Source organism: Kaistia sp. UC242_56, from assembly GCF_044452255.1.
In the GTDB taxonomy this organism is placed as follows: domain Bacteria; phylum Pseudomonadota; class Alphaproteobacteria; order Rhizobiales; family Kaistiaceae; genus Kaistia; species Kaistia defluvii_A.
Genome location: NZ_JBIOAN010000002.1, coordinates 1,619,690 through 1,641,397, shown reverse-complemented (window position 1 = coordinate 1,641,397; position 21,708 = coordinate 1,619,690). Strand labels below are relative to the sequence as shown.

The following is a 21,708-nucleotide window of genomic DNA, read 5'->3' as shown; positions in this document are numbered from 1 at the left end:
CCCGGAGCCCGGCTTCGGAGACCGCCCTTAGCTGCGACCCTTGCCGCCCGCCGCACGCTCGTCGAAGCCGACATAGACGTGGAAGTCGGTGTTGTTTTCCGACAGCGGCACGGTGATCGATTCGTCGATGCGCGAGAAGTCAGACGCGAAGGTCGGGGCCGACAGGACGACCGGCAGCTTGACCAGGTCGGATTTCAGCACCTTGTCGCGGCCTTCCATGACCACGATGCGAATCGGCACGTTGATGGTCTGCGCCTTGCCGGCCGGACCGGAGGCGACGCGGCCCTTGATTCCGAGCTTGATGTTGACGCCACCCTCGACCTTGCGGCATTCGCGCGCCGTGTCGATGATCGTCGCCTGATAGACGACCGGCGGGTTGGCGCCCGTCAGCGGATCCGGCTTGCCGGCCGCGAAAACCTTGAATTCCTCGGTCCCCGGCTTGATTGCTACCGGCGGACAGTCGACGTCGGCGCCGAAATTCGCCGCCGAAACGATCGTCGCATTCTGCAGGTTCTTGTTCGGCGCGCCGAAGATCGCGTTGTTGACGACGTTGCCGCCGCCGGACGAACCATCGGCGACGCTCGAGCAAGCGGAAACCAGGCCAGCCAAGGTGGCGACCGATAGAAGAGCCATGAGGCGGCGCGGCCCAGCCGAGCCACCGAAAGAAGAACCATGCATCCCAATAATCCTCGACGCTGATGCGCGACGTCTATAACAGTCCGATTGATCTTTGGCGACTTAGTGGCCGACGGCCCGCCGCACCTTGCCCGCCGCATCACGCGAAGATAGGGTTGCAGCAAAGAGCGGCCGGCTACAAGTCCGGCCGCATGTGGAGGCGTTTCTTCCGTGAAATATGTAAGCACGCGCGGTCTTGCCCCCGCGCTCGGCTTCTCTGACGTTCTTCTGGCTGGGCTCGCACGCGATGGCGGCCTGTATGTCCCCGAGACATGGCCGGCATTTTCTTCCGAGAGCTTCGCGCGCCTGGCAGGGCGGCCCTATCATGAGGTTGCCTATGCGGTGATCCATCCATTCGTCGCCGGCGAAATCGCCGATGCCGATCTGGAACGGATGTGCACCGAGGCCTATGCGACCTTCCGCCATCCGGCGGTGGCTCCGCTCGTGCAGAGCGGGCCGAACAGCTTCATCCTCGAGCTGTTCCATGGGCCCACGCTGGCGTTCAAGGACGTGGCGATGCAGTTGCTCGCGCGGCTGATGGACCATGTCCTGGCCGAGCGCGGCCGTCGCGCCACGATCGTCGGGGCGACCTCCGGCGACACGGGCGGCGCTGCCATCGAGGCGTTCCGCGGGCGCAACGCGACCGATATCTTCATCCTGTTCCCGCATGGCCGCGTCTCGCCGGTGCAGCAGCGCCAGATGACGACGGTGCGGGACGCCAACGTCCATGCCATCGCGCTGGAAGGCTCGTTCGACGACTGCCAGACGATCGTGAAGGGCCTGTTCAACGACCACGGCTTCCGCGACCGCGTCTCGCTTTCGGGCGTCAACTCGATCAACTGGGGCCGCATCGTCGCCCAGGTGGTCTATTACGTCACCGCCGCGCTCTCGCTCGGCGCACCGGCCCGGGCGATCTCGTTCACGGTCCCGACCGGCAATTTCGGCGACGTTTTCGCCGGCTATGTCGCGAAGAAGATCGGCCTGCCGATCGACCGGCTGATTATCGCGACCAACACCAACGACATTCTCGCCCGCACGCTGGAAAGCGGCCGCTACGAGATGACCGGCGTGGTGCCGACGCAGTCGCCCTCGATGGACATCCAGATCTCGTCGAATTTCGAGCGCCTGCTGTTCGAGGCGACCGGCCGCGACGGCGACGGCGTGCGCCGCCTGATGGACAGCCTCGGCCAGTCCGGCGCATTCACCATGCCCGAGGCCGCGCTGGCCGGCATTCGCGGCGAATTCGCCGCCGGCTGCGCCAGCGAAGCCGAGACCGAGGCGACGATGCGCGACATGCTGGCCGCGACCGGCTATCTCGCGGATCCGCACACCGCGGTGGCGCTCGCCGTGGCGGCGCGCCAGCTGGATACGGGCTCGCCCATGGTCACGCTCTCGACCGCCCATCCGGCCAAGTTCCCGGCGGCGGTCGAACAGGCGACCGGCATCCATCCCGCCCTGCCGCTCTGGCTCGGCGACCTCATGCAGCGGGAGGAGCGCTTCACCGTTCTTCCCAACGATATCGGTGCCGTCGCCCGCTTCGTCGAAGCCCGCGCCCGCGCTCTCCACGAGAAGGTGTGAAGCATGGCTCTGGAAGCATTCCTCATGCCGGTGATCCGCGCATGACCGTGCAGGTGACCAAACTCAAGTCGGGTCTGACCGTCGCGACCCACGACATGAATCACCTGGAAAGCGCGGCCTTGGGCGTCTGGGTCGGCGCGGGCTCCCGCCGGGAAGAAACCTCGGAACACGGAATTTCCCACCTTCTCGAGCACATGGCCTTCAAGGGCACGCGCAAGCGGTCCGCGACCGACATCGCCGAGGAAATCGAGGCCGTCGGCGGCGAACTCAACGCCGCGACCAGCGTCGAGACGACCTCCTACTACGCCCGGATCCTGAAGCCGGACGCCGAACTGGCCGTCGACATTCTGAGCGACATCCTCTGCAATTCGGCCTTCGATACCGACGAGCTGAAGCGCGAGCAGCACGTCATCGTGCAGGAGATCGGCGCCTCGCTCGATACGCCGGAAGATCGCGTCTTCGATTTCTTCGTCGAGAGCGCCTATCCCAACCAGCCGATCGGCCGCACCATCCTCGGCACCGAGGAAACCGTGCGCCGGACGCGCTCGAGCGACCTCTCCTCCTATCTCGACCGCCACTATCACGGCCCGAACATGGTGCTGGCCGCGGCCGGCAATGTCGATCACGACGCCCTGGTCAAGCTTGCCGATGACCGTTTCGCCAGCCTGCCTTCGGCCGAGCTTTCGCAGAGCGAGCCGGCGCATTACCGCGGCGGCGAGATGCGCGAGACCCGCGACCTGATGGAAGCGCAGATCCTGCTCGGCTTCGAGGGCGTGCCCTACAAGTCCGAGGATTTCCACGCGGTCCAGATCCTCGCCTCGATGCTGGGCGGCGGCATGTCCTCGCGTCTGTTCCAGGAAGTCCGCGAAAAGCGCGGCCTCTGCTATTCGGTCTACGCCTTCCATTGGAGCTTCGCGGATACCGGCCTGTTCGGCATCCATGCGGCGACGGGCGGCGAGGACATCGAGGAGCTGATGCCGGTGATGCTCGGCGAACTCGAGCGCGCCAGCCTCGACGTTACCGAAGCAGAGCTTGGCCGAGCCCGCGCCCAGATGCGCGCCAGCCTGCTGATGAGCCTGGAGAGCCCGGCGGCGCGTGCCGGCCAGGTGGCCCGGCAGTTGCTCCTGTTCGGCCGCCCCATTCCGGTCGAGGAGATCGTCGCCCGCATCGACGACGTCTCCGTCACCCGGGTGCGCGACCTTGCGCAGCGCATCTTCACCGGCAGCGCGCCGACGGTCGCCGCGATCGGCCCCATCGACAAGCTGGTCGAGCATGGCAAGATCGCGGAGCGCCTGGGAGCGCCGCTCGCGGTCTGACGGATGGACGGACGGTTATGGCGGATCGGGGCATCCCGGCCGCCGGAACCGGGAATAAACGACCAGATCGATCCGGACGGATCCATCTGGAAGACAAGCAACGCGGATCGGGGGGCCCGGCGCGGCAAATGGAATTCTTGCGATCCGTCGTGCCGTTCCATCCCATGCCGGTGATCTCCACCGGCACCGTCGTCCTGCGCGCGCCCTCCATGTCCGATTTCGACGCCTGGTCGAGCCTGCGGGAACAGAGCCGCAGCTTCCTGGCGCCATGGGAGCCGCTCTGGCCGGCCGACGACCTCACGCGCGGCGCCTTCCGCCGGCGGCTGCGCCGCTATCACAGCGAGATGCGCGACAGCACCGGCTTCCCATTCCTGGTCTTCTCCACGGACGGGATGCAGCTCGTCGGCGGGCTGACGCTTTCCCATGTCGTGCGCGGCGTGACGCAGAGCTGCTCGCTCGGCTACTGGATGGGCGCCCCCTTTGCCGGCCGCGGCCTGATGACCGCAGCGGTCCGCGCCGTCATCCCCTTCGTTTTCGACACCTTGCGCCTGCACAGGCTCGAAGCCGCCTGCCTGCCCCACAACGCGGCATCCACACGCCTTCTCGAAAAAGCCGGATTCACCCGCGAAGGCTATGCGCGTCGCTATCTCTGTATCGAGGGTCGGTGGCAGGACCACCTCCTCTACGCGATCGTCAGCGATGATCCACGTCCTTGAGACACCGTGCTCCGTCGGGCCCCACCCGACCGGGCGAAAGGAACTGTTGCAAGCCTGTCACGCAGCCGAAAATTTCTTGTGCTGCCCCGGCCCGGATAGTACTGCTCGACTGCCTTCGGGCCTTGGAGGTTTGTTTGTTGCTTAACCGCTTCGTCGCCGCGGTCCTGTTCGTCCTGTTTGCGGTCGTCGGCACAGCCACGCACGTGCAGGCGCTCGATGCTGTCAACGTGCCGCTGGACGGCACGACGCTCGACCTGACCAAGGCCGTCGAACGCGCTTCCCGTGACCCGTCCGATCGCGTGCAGGTATCGACCGCGCCGGGCCCGGACGGCATCGTCCGCCGCATCGAAGTGCGCTCCAACGAAGCCGGCGGCACCTCCTACTGGGTCTCCTTCGCGCTCACCAACAATGGCGACGAGCAGATCGACCGCCTCCTGGTCGCGCCGCATTTCCGCCTCGCCAACTCCGGCCTGCTGATCCCCGATCTCGGCGCCTCGCGCATTGCCACCGTGACGCCGAGCCAGGGTTTCGCGCCGGAACGGCAGGCGAGCCAGGAAGCCGACGTCTTCCGCGTCACGCTCGATCCCGGCGCCGTCGTCACCTTCGTGGCGGAACTGCGCACCCCTGTCCTGCCGCAGCTCTATCTCTGGGATCCCGACAACTACAAGGACGCCATCAACAGCTACACGCTGTATCATGGCATCGTGCTGGGCATTTCCGGCCTGCTGGCGCTGTTCCTGACCATCGTCTTCGTGGTCAAGGGCACGGCGATGTTCCCCGCCACGGCGGGCCTCGCCTGGTCGGTGCTGATCTATCTCGCCATCGATTTCGGCTTCTGGAACAAGGTCATCCAGATCGCGCCTGGCGACGACAAGATGTGGCGCGCCTTCGCCGAGGTGCTGCTTTCGGCAACGCTGCTGATCTTCACCTACACCTATCTGAACCTGAACCGATGGCACGCCCGCTACAGCCACGCGACGATCGCCTGGCTGGTCGGACTGCTGATCCTGCTCGGCGTCGCCGTGTTCGAGCCCGGCATCGCTGCCGGCGTCGCCCGTTTCTCGTTCGGCCTGACGGTGACGCTGGGCTTCGTCGTCATCATCTACCTCGCGCTGCATCACTACGACCGCGCCATCATGCTGATCCCGACCTGGGTGCTGCTCATGGTCTGGATCCTCGGCGCCTATCTGACGGTGAACGGCAACCTCACCAATGACGTGATCCAACCGGCGCTGAATGGCGGCCTCGTGCTGATTGTGCTTCTGATCGGCTTCACGGTGATGCAGCATGCCTTTGCCGGCGGCTCGATCGCGCAGGGCGCCATCGGCGAGACGGAGCGCCGGGCGCTTGCGCTTACCGGCGCCGGCGACATCGTCTGGGACTGGGACGTCGCGCGCGACCGCATCTATACCGGCTCCGACGCCGAGGACCTGCTGGGCCTCAAGCACGGCGCGCTGGAAGGGCCTGCCCGCGACTGGCTCGACGTGCTGCATCCTTCCGACCGCGACCGCTTCAAGGCGACGCTGGACGCCGTCATCGAGCAGCGCCGCGGCCGCATCGCCCAGGATTTCCGCCTCCGCGCCGAGGACGGCCATTATCGCTGGTTCCACCTGCGAGCCCGCCCGGTTCTGGGCTCGGATGGCGAGGTCACGCGCTGCGTCGGCACGCTGGCCGACGTCACCGAGGAACGCACGGCCGAGGAACGGCTGCTTCATGACGCCGTCCACGACAATCTGACCGGCCTGCCCAATCGCGAGCTGTTCATGGACCGTCTGGCTTCGGCCGTGACGCGCACCCAGGCCGAAGGCGCCGCGCGCCCGTCGGTGTTCGTACTCGACATCGACCGCTTCAAGCAGGTCAATGACGGCTTCGGCCTGTCGGTCGGCGACTCGATCCTGCTGACGATCGCCCGCCGCCTGACCCGCCTGCTGAAGCCGCAGGACACGCTCGCCCGCATCTCCGGCGACCAGTTCGCCTTCCTGCTGATTTCCGAGAGCGAGCCCGAGCGCATCGCTGGCTTCGCCGATTCGGTTCGCCGCACGCTGCGCGCGCCGATCTCCTTCGGCGACAAGGAAATCTTCCTGACCGCCTCGATCGGCATCGCCATGCATGACAGCAAGCAGAGCGAGGCGGCCGAGATCGTCAAGGATGCCGAGATCGGCATGTATTACGCCAAGCGACTGGGCGGCGACCGCATCGAGGCATTCCGCCCAGCGCTGCGCCAGCACGGCGCCGACACGCTTACGCTGGAGGCGGATCTGCGCCGCGCCATCGGCCGCGAGGAGATCAAGGTTCTTTACCAGCCGATCGTGCGGCTGGAAGACAGGACCATCGCCGGCTTCGAGGCGCTGGTGCGCTGGGACCATCCCCAGCACGGCCGCATCCCGCCAGCGGAATTCATTCCGCTTGCCGAGCGCAACGGCCTGATCATCCCGCTCGGCCTGTTCGTGCTGGAACGCGCCGCCAAGCAGCTTTCCGACTGGCAGGAACAGCTCGGCCGCGACGTGCCGCTGTTCGTCTCGGTCAACATCTCGAGCCGCCAGCTGCTGCGCCACGACCTGATCAACGACGTGAAGTCGGTGCTGTCGCGCTCGGCCGTTACGCGCGGTTCGCTCAAGCTCGAGCTCACCGAGAGCCTGGTGATGGAGAACCCGGAATATGCGGCGCAGGTGCTGACCCGCATCCGCGAGCTGGGCGCCGGCCTGTCGCTGGACGATTTCGGCACCGGCTATTCGTCGCTGTCCTATCTCCAGCGCTTCCCCTTCGAGACCCTGAAGATTGACCAGAGCTTCGTCCGCGGGCCGTCCGCCAAGCAGAAGCGCGTGATTCTTCGCGCCATCATCGGCCTGGCGCATGAGCTGGAGATGGACGTCGTGGCAGAAGGCGCGGAGACGGAGGACGACGCGCTCGACCTCTATGATCTCGGCTGCGAATTCGCCCAGGGCTTCCTGTTCGGGCAGCCGATGACGGCCCCGGAAGCGGGCAAGCTGATCTTCCGCGAAGAAGAGGCGATGATCGCCTGAGGCGACGTCGCCCCAGGCCGGCGTTCCCGCCAGCTGTGGCAATCGATCAGGCGACCTGGCGCTCTGCCATGCCGGAAACATGCTCCAGCACCTGTTCGCGCAGCTGCATCAGTTCGGCGTCGTCCGTGACGCGGGCCAGGAGCTTCTGCTCGCGGTCGTAGAGCTGGCTGTGCCGCGACAGGCGCCGGGCAATGGCATCTTCGCCGAGCGGCGACAGGCCTTCGAACGAGCTGCCGCCGCCTTCGACGGCCACGCGGTTCAAGGCCCCTTCGTCCGGCACCAGCCGAAGCCGCGCGGCGATGGCCGCGCGATAGGCGGCGTCGACGACCCAGCGGTCGTAATAGACCCCGACATGGCCCGGCAGAAGATGGGTGTGGCCGAGAAATTCGCGCGCGTGCGATTTCCAGAGCTCGATCGAGTTCTGGAAATACTCGCCCGCCCGGTCCTTGCCATAGAGGACATGCATGCCGTTGCTCATGCGGATCCGGCTGGCAAACATGTTGAGCGGGTCTCGCAGCAGCAGGATGTGCTGACAGCGGCGCGGCCAGGGTGTGAAGATCGGCTTGTCGATCGGCCAGTCTTCCAGACTCACGCAAAGGCCGCGGGTAAGAAGCTTCCAACCGGTCTTGCGCAACATGCGGCGGACATAGCGACGGGCGCAAACGCGCGGAAACCAGTGCAAGAAGGCCTTGGTGGGAAACGGATCGCCGAGCAAGGCGGGCACCTGCTCGCGCTGCAGGATGTCGTTCATGAAGAAAGCGGACTCGGTCAGACCGCTCCAGTTGAGAACGACGTGGTTGCCGCTCCGCCTCATCCCGTGAAAAGCCCATGTCTGCATGGAAGCTGCCTCATCGTGCTGCCCCCACCCCAAACCAAAATGGGCAAGAATTATCGATAAGGCTACCAACCCATACACGTTTCCGTGAACGACTACACGCAAGCGGTTTGCCCTCACGGCGCTTGACAGCGCACCGCCCCATCCCTCTATTCCCGTCTCATGTCGCGGAACGAAAAACCCATGGCCGTCGCCCCCAAGCCACCGCTCGAAATCCTGCTTTGCGCACCACGCGGCTTCTGCGCCGGCGTCGATCGCGCGATCCAGATCGTCGAGCTGGCGCTGCAGCGTTTCGGTGCGCCGGTCTATGTCCGGCACGAGATCGTGCATAACCGCTATGTCGTCGACAGCCTGCGCGACAAGGGCGCGGTCTTTGTCGAGGAACTGGACGAGATCCCGGATGACGGCCAGCCGGTCGTCTTCTCCGCTCATGGCGTTCCGAAATCGGTGCCGGCCGACGCAACGGCGCGCCAGATGTTCTTCCTCGATGCCACCTGCCCCCTGGTTTCCAAGGTGCACAAGGAAGCGCAGATCCACTTCAAGCGCGACCGCGAGATCGTCCTGATCGGCCATGCCGGTCATCCGGAAGTGATCGGCACGATGGGCCAGTTGCCGGAAGGCACCGTGACGCTGATCGAGACGGTGGCCGACGCCGAAGCCTTCCAGCCCAAAAATCCGGAATCGCTCGCCTTCATCACGCAGACGACTCTGTCGGTCGATGACACCTCGGCGATTGTGCGGGTGCTGACCGCGCGCTTTCCCTCGATTACCGCGCCGCACAAGGAAGATATCTGCTACGCGACCACCAACCGCCAGGAAGCGGTCAAGCGGATCGCCGGCGATGTCGATGCGATGATCGTCGTCGGCGCACCCAATTCGTCGAACTCGCAGCGCCTGCGCGAGGTCGCCGAGCGCGAGGGCTGCGCCGTATCCGTGCTGATCCAGCGCGCCGCCGACATCGACTGGTCGCAGCTCGACGGCATCCGCCGCGTCGGCGTCACCGCCGGCGCCTCGGCGCCGGAAATCCTGGTCGAGGAAGTGATCGACGCCTTTGCCGCGCGCTACAGCGTCAAGGTCGAACTCGTCCAGAACGCGATCGAGACGATCGCCTTCAACCTGCCCCGCGAACTTCGCCTTCCAGCCGCAGAATGAGCTTTGCCTGATGGCCGTCTATACCGAGATCGCTGACGATGAGCTCGCCTGCTTCATCGCGAGCTACGACATTGGCTCCGTGCTCTCCCTGAAGGGCATTGCCGAGGGCGTCGAGAATTCCAACTATCTTCTCGTCACCGAAACCGGCCCCCACATCCTGACGCTCTACGAAAAGCGGGTCGATCCCAACGACCTTCCCTTCTTCATCGGGCTGATGGAACATCTGGCGAAGCGCGGCATCATCTGCCCGCAGCCGGTGCGCAACCGCGAGGGACAGGCGCTCGGAACGCTCGCCGGCCGGCCGGCGGCGATCGTCACATTCCTGCCCGGCATGTGGGTGCGCCGGCCGCGCCCGGACCATTGCCTGGCGATCGGCGGGGCGCTGGCGAACCTGCACATCGCCGGCGAAGGCTTCGAACTCACGCGCCACAACGCGCTCACCGTCGATGGCTGGCGGCCGCTGTTCGACCGCGCTGCGGCGCGGGCCGACGAAGTGATGCCGGGCCTTCGCGACGACATCGCGGGCGAGCTCAACCTGCTGGAAAAAGACCTGGCCGACAGACCTGCCGCGCGGCGTCATCCATGCCGATCTCTTCCCCGACAACGTCTTCTTCCTGCATGAGGAATTGTCCGGGCTGATCGACTTCTATTTCGCCTGCAATGATTTTCTCGCCTATGACGTCGCCGTCTGCCTGAATGCTTGGTGCTTCGAGTCCGACGGTTCACTCAACGTCACCAAGGCGCGCGCGCTGCTCGCGGGTTACCAGAAGGTACGCCCCTTCACGCCCGAGGAACTGGAGGCGCTGCCGCTGCTGGCGCGCGGCTCGGCGCTGCGCTTCCTGCTGACCCGTCTCTATGACTGGCTCAATGTCCCGCCCGGCGCGCTGGTCGCGCCGAAAGATCCGCTTGAATATCTGCGAAAGCTGCGTTTCCACCGCACGGTGCAAGATGCCAGCGCATATGGATTGATCCTTTGACTGACGAAAACAAGATCTCGATCTGGACCGACGGCGCATGCTCGGGCAATCCCGGCCCCGGCGGCTGGGGCGCCGTGCTGATTTCCGGCGAGCACGAAAAGGATCTGAAGGGCGGCGAGGCCGACACGACCAACAACCGCATGGAGCTGACGGCGGCGATCGAGGCCCTCGACGCGCTGAAGCGCCCTTCCGTCGTCGATATCCATACGGACTCGCAATATGTGAAAGGCGGCATCACCGGCTGGATCCATGGCTGGAAGCGCAATGGCTGGAAGACCGCCGACAAGAAGCCGGTGAAGAACATCGACCTCTGGCAGCGCCTCGACGCGGCCCTCCAGCGTCACACCGTGACCTGGCACTGGGTCAAGGGCCACGCCGGCAACGAGGTCAACGAGCGTGCGGATCAGCTCGCCCGCGACGGCATGGCGCCCTACAAGGTGAAGAAGAAGAGTTTCAGCCCGGGCTGATCGCCGCGTCCCAGAGACGCCGGACGTCGAAGCGATCATAGAAGGTCTCGTTCGACACCAGCACGATGTCCTCGATCAGCGCCTGGGCGATGAGGATCCGGTCAAACGGGTCCGCATGCGCTCCGGCGAAGGTCTCCGCGCGCGCCGCGTGCTGGGTGGTGATCGGCAGCCGCCCGAAACCCGCTTCGTCGATCTCGTCATCGACATGGTCCGCCAGCCGCTGCATGGCCGGCAGAACGCCGATCCGGCGCTTGCCTAGCAGCTCCAGCACCGAGGCGGCGCTGACCAGCGGATCATTGCCCGCGTCGGCGATGGCCGCGCGCGCCGGCAGCGACAGGCGCGGGCTGCCCATCATCCACCAGAACCAGGTCTGCGTATCGAGAAGCAGCTTCATCGCTAGTGATCCCACTGCGCCGATTCGGAAGGCGGATAGGGATCGAAGAAGCGATCGTCGAAATCGATGATGCCGCGAAGCCGGCCGGGAACACGCGGGGGGCGAAGCGAAGCGCCATCCGCGCGAGGCGCAAGCGGCGCAATCCGGGCGACCTCGGTATTGCCGCGCATCAAAACCACGTCCTCCCCTGCCAGCGCCTGTGCGACAAGCCTGGAAAGATTGGTCTTCGCTGCGTGCATCTTGACCCGTATCATGGCGCGGAAACCCATCAGCTAAGCCTAGCTAAAGGGTTTCCGCTACGGAAAGCAAGCCTTAGAGCAGTTCGAGGATCGCCGCAGCGCCCGAGCCGGTCACGCCGCCGGCTTCCTCGACGTTCAGCGTCTTCACCACTCCGTCCTCGACGATCATGGCATAGCGCTTGGAGCGCAGGCCAAGGCCGTTGGCCGAGAGGTCGAATTCCAGGCCGATCGCCTTGGTGAAATCGCCGGAACCGTCTGCGAGGAACACGATCTTGTCCTCGGCGCCGGTGGCCTTGGCCCAGGCGCCCATGACGAAGTGGTCGTTCACGGCAACGACGGCGATGGTGTCGACGCCCTTGGCCTTGATGGCGGCCGCCTGGTCGATATAGCCCGGCAGGTGGTTCTTGTGGCAGGTGGGCGTGAAGGCGCCGGGAACCGCGAACAGCACGACCTTCTTGCCGGCGAAGATGTCCGCGTCCGTCTTTTCGACGGCGCCGTCCGCCGTCATGACCCGGAATTTCGCTGCCGGAATGCGATCGCCAACCGAGATGGTCATCTCGTGCTCCATGAATTGCTGTGTGGGTGGGTGAATGTCAGGCGGGAACACCGCGCGAGGCAGCGTCCCCGGAAAGCTAGCGAGGCGACGTTACGGCCTGGCATCGCCCGCGTCGAGCGTGAAAGTCCGGCTCGTCGCGCCGCCCTCGCCCTTCAGCGTCAGCCGGATCTGTGAGCCGTCGATCCTTCCGGCGGCGGAGCGTCGGTCGACGACGAAGCGGAAGCCCGGCTGACCAGCCTCGCCCGCGACCGGCTTGGGTTGGCCGGCGAACCAGTCGCCCGGGGTCTCGACGAAGAGAACGGCCTTGTCGGGCTGGGTGCCGGCAAAAGTCGCCTCGAACTCCGGCTTCTGGTCCGGGCCGCCGACACGCTTCAGGGCAAGCAGTTCGAATTCGCCGGGCTTGCCGGGTCCCGGCACCGCCGCGCGCGCCGTGGCGACCAGCGTGCTGGCGACGGGATCGCCATCCTTGGGCGCGACATCGACCGAGGTGCGGAGATTGACCGGGATGCAAATCTCCTCGCAAATCCCGATATCCATCGTCACATCCAGCGTCACCGGCTTGCCGGCGTCGGCCACGGTGAAGCGGACCGGAAGCACGACACGGTCGTGATAGACATTCGAGGCGGCATAGCCGTCGTCATAGCGCTCGGGCGCCGGGAAATCGACCGCGGCCGCCTTGGCGTTGCTGGAACCGGAGAAATCGAACTGCGGCGGCACCCCGGCGTCGCCGGGGGAACGCCAATAGGTCTTCCAGCCCGGCGCGAGCTCGATCTCGATCGCGCCGTCCAGGATTCCGCCGGCCGAAGGCGTCGCGGCGACGAGACGCGCGCGGACCTTGTCGGTGGAAACCCACGGTCCCATGGCCGCCCAGACAGGCTGGGAAATGACGGCGAACAGGCCCACAAGAATGAGTCGTCGGATGCACATTGTGACAGGCTACCGGTGCTTTTGGGCAATCTCCAGACCGGCTCAAGGCAGCCCGATCATTTGTTCGTGTGCCCTCGGAGCGATCGCGGCGCAGTCTTTTCTTTTGGTCCGCCCGTGCTAGGCTTGCTCCCATGATCGAGAAACCGCACCGCGCGCCGGTCGAGCCCAGCTATCTCGACGGGCAGTTCCTGATCGCCATGCCGAGCATGGAAGATGGACGCTTCGCCCGCTCCGTCGTCTATATCTGCGCCCATTCCGCCGATGGCGCGATGGGCATCGTGATCAACCAGATCGCGCCGCAGATCGATTTCGTCGACTTGCTGATCCAGCTCGACATCATCCCGGACGGGCCAGAGATCCGCCTGCCCGCCAGGGCCAACCGCATGATCGTGCAGCGCGGCGGCCCGGTCGAAACAGGGCGCGGCTTCGTGCTGCACAGCGCCGACTATTTCATCGAAAACTCGACGCTGCCGATCGCCGAGAATGTCTGCCTGACGGCGACTCTGGATATCCTGAAGGCGATCGTGGCCGGCTCAGGCCCGCGCAGCGCCATGCTGGCGCTTGGCTACGCCGGCTGGGCGCGCGGGCAGTTGGAGGCCGAGATCCAGCAGAATGGCTGGCTGCACTGCGAGGCGCCGGCCGACCTGATCTTCGATCCGGAACTTTCGACCAAGTATGATCGCGCCATGGCGCTGCTGGGCGTCGACCTCGCCATGCTCTCGGACGAGGCCGGGCACGGCTGAGGCCTTTCAGTCCCGGCGCTTCAGCACGCCGCGCGCATAGGCGATGAAGACGCCGACAAGCGCCAGCGCCAGCCCGAACCACGTCACGACATATTGGAGATGGTTGTTGCTGAACGTGACCGTGGTCTCGCCGCCCTGCGGCAGGCCGCCGGGATTGGGCGTCGCGTCGGCGTCGATCGTGTAGGGCGCGACCTTGTCGGCGGGCAGGCCGGCGCGGGCCGCGAACTTGTCCGGCTGGCGGGCGAACCATTGCTGGCTCGTCTCCTTGGCGGAGGCCTGGAACCGGCCCGGCGTCTCGGGCCGGCGCAGCAGGCCGGTGACGGTAACACGCCCCGGAACCTGTCCCGCGGGGCGCGTGGAGGCCTTTTCCTTCTCGACGGGCACGAAGCCCCGGTTCACATAGACGATCCAGCCCTCATCGGTCCGGAGCGGCGTGAAGACGAACCAGCCGACGCCGCCGACCGGCCCGCGCGGCTCCATCAGCGAATTGTAGAGATGCGCCTCCGCGTCGTGCAGGAACTCGCCCGATACGGTGACCGGCGTGTAGTCGGCCTCGGTCAGGTCGAGCGACTTCCAGCGTTCCGGGCCGGGCGCCGGCACCGGCGTCTCCTTCAACCGGCTGTCGACCTGCGCGATCAGCGCTTCCTTCCAGTGCAGGCGACGCAGCTGCCACATGCCGAGCGAGCATAGGAGGGCGAAGACCACGGCCGTGGCGATCGCGGGCACGATCAGCTTGCGCAGGGGAGAGCGGCGGGACGTTTCAGGCATGGATCTGTCAGACATGGAAGGCGCGCCGGGTCAGCCCTGCTCGAGCCGCCCCTCCTCCGCCTTGTGGCGATACTGGATCGCGATCATCAGCCCCTTCAGCGGCCGCAGCAGCCCGAGCGCCAGGACGACGACCAGCGGGATCCAGAGCAAGGCATGGACCCAGAAGGGCGGCTGGAAGGTGAATTCGACGTAGAGCGCCAGGAAGGCGACGATGAAGCCGACGATCAACATGATGAAGACGGCGGGGCCGTCGCCCGCGTCGCTGAAGGAATAGTCGAGGCCGCAATTGTTGCAGCGCGGCGCCACTTCGAGATAGCCGCTGAACAGGCGTCCCTCGCCGCAACGCGGGCAGCGGCCGCGCAGGCCGGTGCTGGAAGGGGTCAGCGGCGGGTACAGCGCCTTGTCGCGGTAGGGCGTGCCGGAATCGGACAAGGGTGGCTCCTGGAAACGCAGGCGGCGCAATCGGGATCGCTGCGCCGCAAAGGAAACGGGCGGCCCGAGGCCGCCCGTCATGTCTGTTATCAGCCGCCGTGCATCGGCGCGCCCCAGCCGCCCCACACATAGATCGTGAAGAACAGGAAGAGCCAGACGACGTCGACGAAGTGCCAGTACCAGGCAGCCGCCTCCATGCCGAAATGCTCCTTCGGCGTGAATTGGCCGGCAAGCGCACGCAGCAGGCAGACGATCAGGAAGATCGTGCCGATGATGACGTGGAAGCCGTGGAAACCCGTCGCCATGAAGAAGGTGGCGCCGTAGATGTTGCCGCCGAACGAGAACGCGGCATGGGCATACTCATAGGCCTGGACGCAGGAGAAGATCAGGCCGAGCACGACGGTGCAGATCAGGCCCCACTTCAGGCCCTCGCGGTCGTTGTGCAGCAGGGCGTGATGCGCCCAGGTCAGCGTCGTGCCGGAGGTCAGCAGGATCAGCGTGTTCAGCAGCGGCAGGTGCCAGGGATCGAACACCTCGATGCCCTTCGGCGGCCAATGGCCACCGGTGAAGGCATAGCGGCCGACATTCTGCGCTTCGCTGGCGAACAGGCTGGCGTCGAAGAAGGCCCAGAACCAGGCGACGAAGAACATCACTTCCGAGGCGATGAACAGGATCATGCCATAGCGCAGGTGCAGCTGCACGACGCGCGTATGATGGCCTTCCTGGCCCTCATGGATGACGTCGGCCCACCAGGCGTACATCGTGTAGAGGACCATCAGCGTGCCGGGGATCAGCCACAGCATGGATCCGCCATGCATGTAGGTGATGCCGCCGAGCGCCAGCGCAAACGCGCCTGCCGAGGCCACGAAAGGCCAGGGGCTCGGATTGACGAGGTGATAGTCGTGGTGCTTGGCGTGGGCCTCAGCCATGGAGATGCTCCCCGGTCTTTCTCAAAGCGACTTTCCCGCGTCCTTCGCAGAGATCGCGGCGACGGGCGCCGGGGTCTGCTCGGAACTCGGGAAGAAGGTGTAGGACAACGTAATCGTGTCGATGTTGCGCGTCTGATAGTTGTCGACGATCGCAGGGTCGATGAAGAAGGTAACCGGCATCTCGACCTTCTCGCCCGGCTTCAGCGTCTGCGACGTGAAGCAGAAACAGGCGATCTTGTTGAAATACTGCCCGGTGATATCAGGCGTGACGTTGAAGGCCGCGGTGCCGGTCGAGGTCCGGTCGGTGCGGTTTTCGGCGAAGAACTTGATCTCGTTGATCTGGCCGACCTTGACCTTGATCTGGCGCTGCTCCGGACGGAACGCCCAGCCGATGCCGTTCGCGACATTGCCGTCAAAGCGCACCGTCACGGTGCGGTCCAGCGCCTTCTTCGGGGCGGAATCGGCGCGCACCGGGGTGCCGCCATAACCCGTCAGCTGGCAGAACATGCTGTAGAGCGGGACCGACGCGAAGGCCGCGCCGAGCATCGCCGCGACGAACACGCCACAGGCGGCCGCCGTCAAACCGTAGGACCGCCCCCGCGGCTTGTTGCTCATGTCAGACCCTCACAAAGGCCGGTTGAGAACAGCGCCGGGCCCCATCTTGACGATGGTGACCACGTAGAACAGCGCGACGAGACCGAACAGGACCGCGGCGATGGCAATCGAGCGGGCGCGCTGACGGCGCTTCTGTTCGTCGGTAAGCCGGATGCCGTCTTCTTCGTTCATGGCGATGTCCTTCATGCAACGAACCCCAGCAAGCCAAGGCAGCGTTCGACAAGCAGCATGGCGAAGAGCAGGAACAGATAGAGGATCGAGAAACCGAACAGGCGCTTGGCCGGCAGCATGGCCTTGTCGTCGTCGCCCATGCGGTAGACCCGCACGGCCAGGATGACGAAGCCGAGGCCGAGCGCCGAGGCCGCGACGCCATAGGCGAAGGAGGCGAAGCCGAGGATCGCCGGCAGAACGCCAATCGGCGCCAGCAGGATGGAGTAGATCAGGATCTGCTTGCGGGTCTCGGCCATGCCGGAGACGACCGGCATCATCGGGATGCCAGCGCGCTTGTAATCATCCGACTTGAACAGAGCCAGCGCCCAGAAATGGGGCGGCGTCCACATGAAGATGATCAGGAAAAGGATGATGCTCTCATAGCTGACGCTGCCGGTGACGGCGGCCCAGCCGACGATCGGCGGGAAAGCGCCGGCGGCGCCGCCGATGACGATGTTCTGCTGCGTCGAGCGCTTCAGCCACATCGAGTAGATGACGACGTAGAAGAAGATGGTGAAGGCGAGCAGCGCGCCGGCGACGAGGTTGACGAAAAGAGCCAGCAGCGCGACCGAGAAGCCGGCGAGCGTCAGGCCGAAGGCCAGCGCCTCGCCCTCGGTGATCGTGCCCTTGGGAATCGGACGCGACTGGGTGCGCTTCATCACGCGGTCGATGTCGGCGTCGTACCACATGTTCAGCGCGCCGGAGGCGCCGGCGCCGATGGCGATGCAGAGCAGCGCCGTGAAGCCCAGCACCGGGTGGATGCCGCCCGGCGCCATCACCATGCCGACCAGCGCCGTGAAGACGACAAGCGACATCACACGCGGCTTCAGCAGCGCGAGGTAGTCGGATGGGCTAGCGAGATTGCCGGCCACGGTGTCGATCCGGTTCAGGGGCACGTCAGACATGGTGGTTCTAACTACTCAAAAAGGAGGGCCGGGACGCATCCCGGCCCCTGATCGTTGCGCTTAGTGCTTGGTTTCACCAATGCGCGGCAAGACTTCCCACTGGTGGAAGGGCGGCGGCGACGACAGCTGCCACTCGAGCGTCGTGGCACCCGAACCCCACGGATTGTTCGGAGCCGGGACCTTCTTCAGGAAGGCGTCGATGACGCCATAGAGGAAGATCGCCACGCCGAACATCGAGATGTACGAGCCGATCGACGAGACGAAGTTCCAGCCCCAGAAGGCGTCCGGATAGTCTGCGTAGCGGCGCGGCATGCCATCGAGGCCGAGGAAATGCTGCGGGAAGAACACCAGGTTCACGCCAATGAACATGACCCAGAAATGCGCCTTGGCGATGGTGTCATTGTACATGTAGCCGAACATCTTCGGGAACCAGTAGTACCAGCCCGCGAAGATCGCGAACACGGCGCCCAGCGACAGCACGTAGTGGAAGTGGGCCACCACGAAATAGGTGTCGTGGAACGAGCGGTCGAGACCGGCATTCGCCAGCATGACGCCCGTCACACCGCCGACGGTGAACAGGAAGATGAAGCCGATCGCCCAGAGCATCGGCGCCTTGAAGTCGATCGAGCCACCCCACATCGTCGCGATCCAGGAGAAGATCTTGATACCGGTTGGCACCGCGATCACCATCGTGGCGGCGACGAAATAGGCCTGCGTCTCGAAGGAAAGGCCCGTCGTGTACATGTGGTGCGCCCACACGATGAAGCCGACGACGCCGATCGCGACCATGGCGTAGGCCATGCCGATATAGCCGAAGATCGGCTTCTTCGAGAAGGTCGAGATGATGTGGCTGATCATGCCGAAGCCGGGCAGGATCAGGATGTACACTTCCGGGTGACCGAAGAACCAGAACAGGTGCTGGAACAGGATCGGGTCGCCGCCGCCCTCAGGCTTGAAGAAGGTGGTGCCGAAATTGCGGTCGGTCAGCAGCATGGTGATCGCGCCGGCGAGAACCGGGAGCGACAGCAGCAGCAGGAAGGCGGTGACGAGCACGGACCAGGCGAACAGCGGCATCTTGTGCAGCGTCATGCCCGGAGCGCGCATGTTGAAGATCGTGGTGATGAAGTTGATCGCACCGAGGATCGACGAGGCGCCCGAAATGTGCAGGGCGAGGATCGCGAAATCGACGGCGGGACCCGACGCGCCTTCCGGACCGGAGCCCGACAGCGGCGGATACATCGTCCAGCCACCACCGACGCCATGCTGGCCCGTCGCGCTCGGCATGAAGAGCGAGATGATCAGCAGCAGCAGCGAGGGCGGCAGCAGCCAGAACGAGATGTTGTTCATGCGCGGGAACGCCATGTCCGGCGCGCCGATCATGATCGGCACCATCCAGTTGCCGAAGCCGCCGATCATCGCGGGCATGACCATGAAGAAGATCATGACCAGGCCGTGCGCCGTGACGAAGGTGTTGAAGACGTAGGGGTTGCCGAAGATCTGCAGACCAGGCTGCTGAAGCTCCAGACGAATGCCGACCGACAACGCACCGCCGATGATACCCGCGACGATCGCGAAGATCAGGTACATCGTGCCGATGTCTTTATGGTTGGTCGAATAGACCCAACGACGCCAACCCGTCGGGTGGTCGTGGTGTTCAGCAGCGTGTGCAGCACCCGTGGCCATGGCCTGCTCCCTTTTCGTGTCCTGCGGCATCACGGCGCTGACGCGCCGGAGCCGATCAATTGCAATCCTGCGTCCCGGCGGCTGCCTTTAGCGGGCAGCCACCTCGACGGCGGTTTCCGAGGCCTTGGCGCCATTGTCCTTGGCAACCTTGTCCGAAGCGAGTGCCGCCGCGAGCGTCTTGTAGGCGCCGGGCAGATCGTCCTTGGCCTGGGCGACCCAGGTCTTGAACTGGTCCGGCTTCACGACGCGGATGGCGATCGGCATGAAGGCGTGGTTGGTGCCGCAAAGCTCGGAGCACTGGCCGTAATAGACGCCCTCGCGCTCGGCCAGGAACCAGGTCTCGTTGAGACGGCCGGGCACGGCGTCGAGCTTCAGGCCGAAGGCCGGCAGCGCGAACGAATGGATGACGTCGGCGCCGATCACCTGGAGGCGAACGACCGTGCCGACCGGAACGACCATGTCGTTGTCGACGGCGAGCAGGCGCGGCTGGTTGACCGGATCGGTGCGATCCTTGTCCTCAAGCATGGTGGAATCGAAGGCGACGCCCTCATTGTCCGGATACTCGTAGTTCCAGTACCACTGCAGGCCGGTCGCCTTGATGGTCAGCGTCTTGGCCGGATCGTAGTTCTGCACGACGCGGGCCGGGTCTTCCTGCGCGAACAGCAGCGAGAAGGACGGGACCGAGATGCCAATCAGGATCAGGATCGGGGCAAGCGTCCAGACCACTTCGATCATCGTGTTGTGCGAGGTGCGCGAGGGCACCGGGTTCGCCTTCGCATTGAAGCGGAGGACGACATAGACGAGCAGGCCCAGAACGACGAGCACGACGATCGCCATGGCGATCGTGATGCCCAGATTAAACCGCTCGATCATATCCATGATCGGCGAGGCCGGCGTCTGCATCCACATCGCCCAAGGGGTCGGCTGGGCGGCCTGCGCCACACCCGTCAGCCCGCTCAATGCCGTCGCAGACGCTCCGCCGAGCGCCAAAAATGATCCGAGACGCGTGATCGCCTTCGTCACGTGTACACTCCCTGTCCATGCCTTAACGGCATCGAAGCCGATCAGCGCAACGAAGCTCGAAAAACGGCCTCCGTTGCGCCATTTTCCACAACACTATAGGCCGAAGGCGTTTTCTGCCATGCGGAGAGTTCGGATTCGGCCGAATATCGACCGAGACAAACCACATGCCCCTTTGCCTAGCAACGGGGGATCGTGAGATGAGATGCGGCAAATCGCGCTCGCCGAAGCGCCCCGCGAGGGTTACTGCGGCGAGCATCGTCGTGCATGGATGTGCGACAATTGTGAGAATCGAGGAGATCGCTCAGGTGAAGGTATTTCCGACTGTGCGTCTTGGCGCATTTCGTCCGTTGCGAATCGTTCTAAGCGCGCTGGCGATGGCGGCCCTGGCCGCTGCCATGCCCGTCGCGGCGTCCGCCCAGGGCGTCTCCAAGGGCATGCATGGCGATTGGGAAACGCGCTGCGACAAGCCCCCGGGCGCGCAGGGCGAAGTCTGCTCGATGATGCAGTTCGTGACCGCCGAGGACCGCGACAATGTCGGCCTCTCGGTCATCGTCCTGAAGACGGCGGACAAGAAGTCGAAGGTCATGCGGGTTCTGGCGCCGCTGGGCGTGCTCCTCCCCTCCGGCCTCGGCCTCAAGATCGACCAGAACGAGATGGGACGCGCCGGTTTCGTGCGCTGCCTGCCGGATGGCTGCCTCGCCGAGGTGATCCTCGACGACGACCTGATCGGCAAGCTGCGCAATGGCAAGACGGCTACCTTTGTCATCTTCCAGACACCGGAAGAAGGTATCGGCATCCCGATCTCGCTGACCGGCTTCGGTCCGGGGTTCGACGCCCTGCCCTAAGACGCTGAGAGTGCGACATGGCCCGGATTGAATCGCTCGAATCGCTGCGCGCCATCTATGGCGCGCCGAAGGGGCGATCCGTCGCCAAGCAACTCGACCGGCTCGACCGGCATTGCCGGTCGTTCATCGCGCTGTCGCCCTTCCTTGTTCTCGCCACCCAGGGCGCGGACGGCTTCGGCGACGCCACGCCGCGCGGCGATCAGCCGGGCTTCGTCGGCGTGCTCGACGACAACACGCTGGTCATCCCCGACCGTCCCGGCAACAACCGGATCGACTCGCTCGCCAACCTGGTCGAACGGCCGGGCATCGGCCTGCTGTTCCTGATCCCCGGCGTCGACGAAACGCTACGCGTCAACGGCACGGCGGTGATCGATGAGGACGAGACGCTGCGGCCCGCGCACATGGCGGACGGCAAGCTGCCGGCCACCGTCATGGTCGTCACCGTGCGCGAAGCCTATCTGCAATGCGGCAAGGCGCTGATGCGCTCGAACCTCTGGGCCGACGAAAGCCGGATCGACCGCAGCCTCCTGCCCACGATGGGCGAGATGCTTCGGGATCACACCCGCTCCAGCGAGCCGCCCGAGACCCAGGCCGACATGCTCGCCCGCTACGCCAAGGCGCTGTATTGAGGCGAGATTCGGCCAAGGCGAATGCCGGAGCGGATCTATCCGGGCAAACCCGGCCCCTCACCTCTCCCTGA

Annotated in this window: 23 protein-coding genes and 1 pseudogene; 10 read left to right on the top strand and 14 right to left on the bottom strand. The window is 65.2% G+C overall.

What is annotated here, in order from left to right; translation table 11 throughout:
* Positions 1–27: 27 nt before the first annotated feature.
* Positions 28–633, bottom strand: coding sequence for a hypothetical protein (locus tag ACHMWQ_RS10405; protein ID WP_354547881.1), 606 nt, complete (start codon positions 631–633; stop codon positions 28–30).
* A 213-nt stretch (positions 634–846) separates the two neighbouring features.
* Here ACHMWQ_RS10405 and thrC point away from each other — a divergent pair, with 213 nt between their 5' ends.
* The 4 genes from thrC to ACHMWQ_RS10385 all read left to right on the top strand — a co-directional run bounded on the left by thrC (position 847) and on the right by ACHMWQ_RS10385 (position 7,308).
* A complete protein-coding gene (gene thrC, locus ACHMWQ_RS10400; RefSeq protein WP_396307404.1) occupies positions 847–2,253 on the top strand; it encodes a threonine synthase in 1,407 nt (468 codons plus the stop codon).
* 41 nt (positions 2,254–2,294) lie between these two features.
* A complete protein-coding gene (locus ACHMWQ_RS10395) occupies positions 2,295–3,569 on the top strand; it encodes a M16 family metallopeptidase (protein WP_396307403.1) in 1,275 nt (424 codons plus the stop codon).
* A gap of 128 nt (positions 3,570–3,697) precedes the next feature.
* The gene (locus ACHMWQ_RS10390) at positions 3,698–4,285 is read left to right on the top strand and encodes a GNAT family N-acetyltransferase (protein ID WP_396307402.1); all 588 of its coding nucleotides are present in this window, start codon (positions 3,698–3,700) and stop codon (positions 4,283–4,285) included.
* A gap of 134 nt (positions 4,286–4,419) precedes the next feature.
* Entirely contained in the window at positions 4,420–7,308 is a 2,889-nt protein-coding gene (locus ACHMWQ_RS10385) for an EAL domain-containing protein (protein WP_396307401.1), read from the top strand.
* A gap of 46 nt (positions 7,309–7,354) precedes the next feature.
* Here ACHMWQ_RS10385 and ACHMWQ_RS10380 read toward each other — a convergent pair whose 3' ends face one another.
* Complete coding sequence (locus ACHMWQ_RS10380; protein ID WP_396307400.1) at positions 7,355–8,248, bottom strand: hypothetical protein; 894 nt, start codon at positions 8,246–8,248, stop codon at positions 7,355–7,357.
* Between the two features lie 78 nt (positions 8,249–8,326).
* Here ACHMWQ_RS10380 and ispH point away from each other — a divergent pair, with 78 nt between their 5' ends.
* The 3 genes and pseudogenes from ispH (at position 8,327) to rnhA (ending at position 10,739) form a co-directional block, all read left to right on the top strand.
* Positions 8,327–9,295, top strand: a complete 969-nt coding sequence (ispH, locus tag ACHMWQ_RS10375; protein ID WP_396307399.1) for a 4-hydroxy-3-methylbut-2-enyl diphosphate reductase — start codon at positions 8,327–8,329, stop codon at positions 9,293–9,295.
* 10 nt (positions 9,296–9,305) lie between these two features.
* Positions 9,306–10,272 (top strand): annotated as a pseudogene (locus ACHMWQ_RS10370) (homoserine kinase).
* Positions 10,269–10,739, top strand: a complete 471-nt coding sequence (rnhA, locus tag ACHMWQ_RS10365) for a ribonuclease HI (RefSeq protein WP_354547871.1) — start codon at positions 10,269–10,271, stop codon at positions 10,737–10,739. Before ACHMWQ_RS10370 ends, rnhA begins: the two are co-directional and overlap by 4 nt.
* Here rnhA and ACHMWQ_RS10360 read toward each other — a convergent pair.
* The 4 genes from ACHMWQ_RS10360 to ACHMWQ_RS10345 all read right to left on the bottom strand — a co-directional run bounded on the left by ACHMWQ_RS10360 (position 10,726) and on the right by ACHMWQ_RS10345 (position 12,831).
* Positions 10,726–11,133, bottom strand: coding sequence for a type II toxin-antitoxin system VapC family toxin (locus ACHMWQ_RS10360; RefSeq protein WP_396307398.1), 408 nt, complete (start codon positions 11,131–11,133; stop codon positions 10,726–10,728). The genes rnhA and ACHMWQ_RS10360 overlap by 14 nt on opposite strands.
* 2 nt (positions 11,134–11,135) lie before the next feature.
* Positions 11,136–11,372, bottom strand: a complete 237-nt coding sequence (locus tag ACHMWQ_RS10355; protein WP_396307397.1) for a type II toxin-antitoxin system Phd/YefM family antitoxin — start codon at positions 11,370–11,372, stop codon at positions 11,136–11,138.
* A 73-nt stretch (positions 11,373–11,445) separates the two neighbouring features.
* A complete protein-coding gene (locus ACHMWQ_RS10350) occupies positions 11,446–11,928 on the bottom strand; it encodes a peroxiredoxin (protein ID WP_354547866.1) in 483 nt (160 codons plus the stop codon).
* A gap of 90 nt (positions 11,929–12,018) precedes the next feature.
* Positions 12,019–12,831: a protein-disulfide reductase DsbD domain-containing protein gene (locus tag ACHMWQ_RS10345; RefSeq protein ID WP_396307396.1), complete on the bottom strand. Its 813-nt coding sequence runs from the start codon at positions 12,829–12,831 to the stop codon at positions 12,019–12,021.
* A 155-nt stretch (positions 12,832–12,986) separates the two neighbouring features.
* Here ACHMWQ_RS10345 and ACHMWQ_RS10340 point away from each other — a divergent pair, with 155 nt between their 5' ends.
* Positions 12,987–13,598 (top strand): YqgE/AlgH family protein, encoded by a 612-nt coding sequence (locus ACHMWQ_RS10340; RefSeq protein WP_354547862.1) that lies wholly within the window; start codon positions 12,987–12,989, stop codon positions 13,596–13,598.
* Between the two features lie 6 nt (positions 13,599–13,604).
* On the opposite strand, the gene ACHMWQ_RS10335 is transcribed toward ACHMWQ_RS10340, so the two are convergent.
* From ACHMWQ_RS10335 to coxB, 8 genes are all read right to left on the bottom strand, one after another.
* On the bottom strand, positions 13,605–14,366 hold the full coding sequence (locus tag ACHMWQ_RS10335; protein WP_396307395.1) for an SURF1 family protein: 762 nt from the start codon (positions 14,364–14,366) through the stop codon (positions 13,605–13,607).
* Between the two features lie 30 nt (positions 14,367–14,396).
* The gene (locus tag ACHMWQ_RS10330) at positions 14,397–14,798 is read right to left on the bottom strand and encodes a DUF983 domain-containing protein (RefSeq protein ID WP_354547858.1); all 402 of its coding nucleotides are present in this window, start codon (positions 14,796–14,798) and stop codon (positions 14,397–14,399) included.
* Positions 14,799–14,887: 89 nt separating this feature from the next.
* Positions 14,888–15,727: a cytochrome c oxidase subunit 3 gene (locus ACHMWQ_RS10325; protein ID WP_354547856.1), complete on the bottom strand. Its 840-nt coding sequence runs from the start codon at positions 15,725–15,727 to the stop codon at positions 14,888–14,890.
* 21 nt (positions 15,728–15,748) lie between these two features.
* Positions 15,749–16,342, bottom strand: a complete 594-nt coding sequence (locus tag ACHMWQ_RS10320) for a cytochrome c oxidase assembly protein (protein ID WP_354547855.1) — start codon at positions 16,340–16,342, stop codon at positions 15,749–15,751.
* A gap of 9 nt (positions 16,343–16,351) precedes the next feature.
* Positions 16,352–16,513 (bottom strand): hypothetical protein, encoded by a 162-nt coding sequence (locus ACHMWQ_RS10315; RefSeq protein WP_354547853.1) that lies wholly within the window; start codon positions 16,511–16,513, stop codon positions 16,352–16,354.
* A gap of 11 nt (positions 16,514–16,524) precedes the next feature.
* On the bottom strand, positions 16,525–17,457 hold the full coding sequence (locus ACHMWQ_RS10310; protein ID WP_396307394.1) for a heme o synthase: 933 nt from the start codon (positions 17,455–17,457) through the stop codon (positions 16,525–16,527).
* A gap of 60 nt (positions 17,458–17,517) precedes the next feature.
* Entirely contained in the window at positions 17,518–19,140 is a 1,623-nt protein-coding gene (gene ctaD, locus ACHMWQ_RS10305; protein WP_354547850.1) for a cytochrome c oxidase subunit I, read from the bottom strand.
* Positions 19,141–19,227: 87 nt separating this feature from the next.
* Positions 19,228–20,163 carry a cytochrome c oxidase subunit II gene (gene coxB, locus ACHMWQ_RS10300; RefSeq protein WP_396307393.1) on the bottom strand — a complete coding sequence of 312 codons (936 nt, stop codon included), beginning with the start codon at positions 20,161–20,163 and terminating at the stop codon, positions 19,228–19,230.
* A 374-nt stretch (positions 20,164–20,537) separates the two neighbouring features.
* Here coxB and ACHMWQ_RS10295 point away from each other — a divergent pair, with 374 nt between their 5' ends.
* Complete coding sequence (locus ACHMWQ_RS10295) at positions 20,538–21,008, top strand: invasion associated locus B family protein (protein WP_354551507.1); 471 nt, start codon at positions 20,538–20,540, stop codon at positions 21,006–21,008.
* 17 nt (positions 21,009–21,025) lie between these two features.
* Positions 21,026–21,637 carry a pyridoxamine 5'-phosphate oxidase family protein gene (locus tag ACHMWQ_RS10290; RefSeq protein ID WP_396307392.1) on the top strand — a complete coding sequence of 204 codons (612 nt, stop codon included), beginning with the start codon at positions 21,026–21,028 and terminating at the stop codon, positions 21,635–21,637.
* The last annotated feature ends 71 nt before the right edge of the window (positions 21,638–21,708 follow it).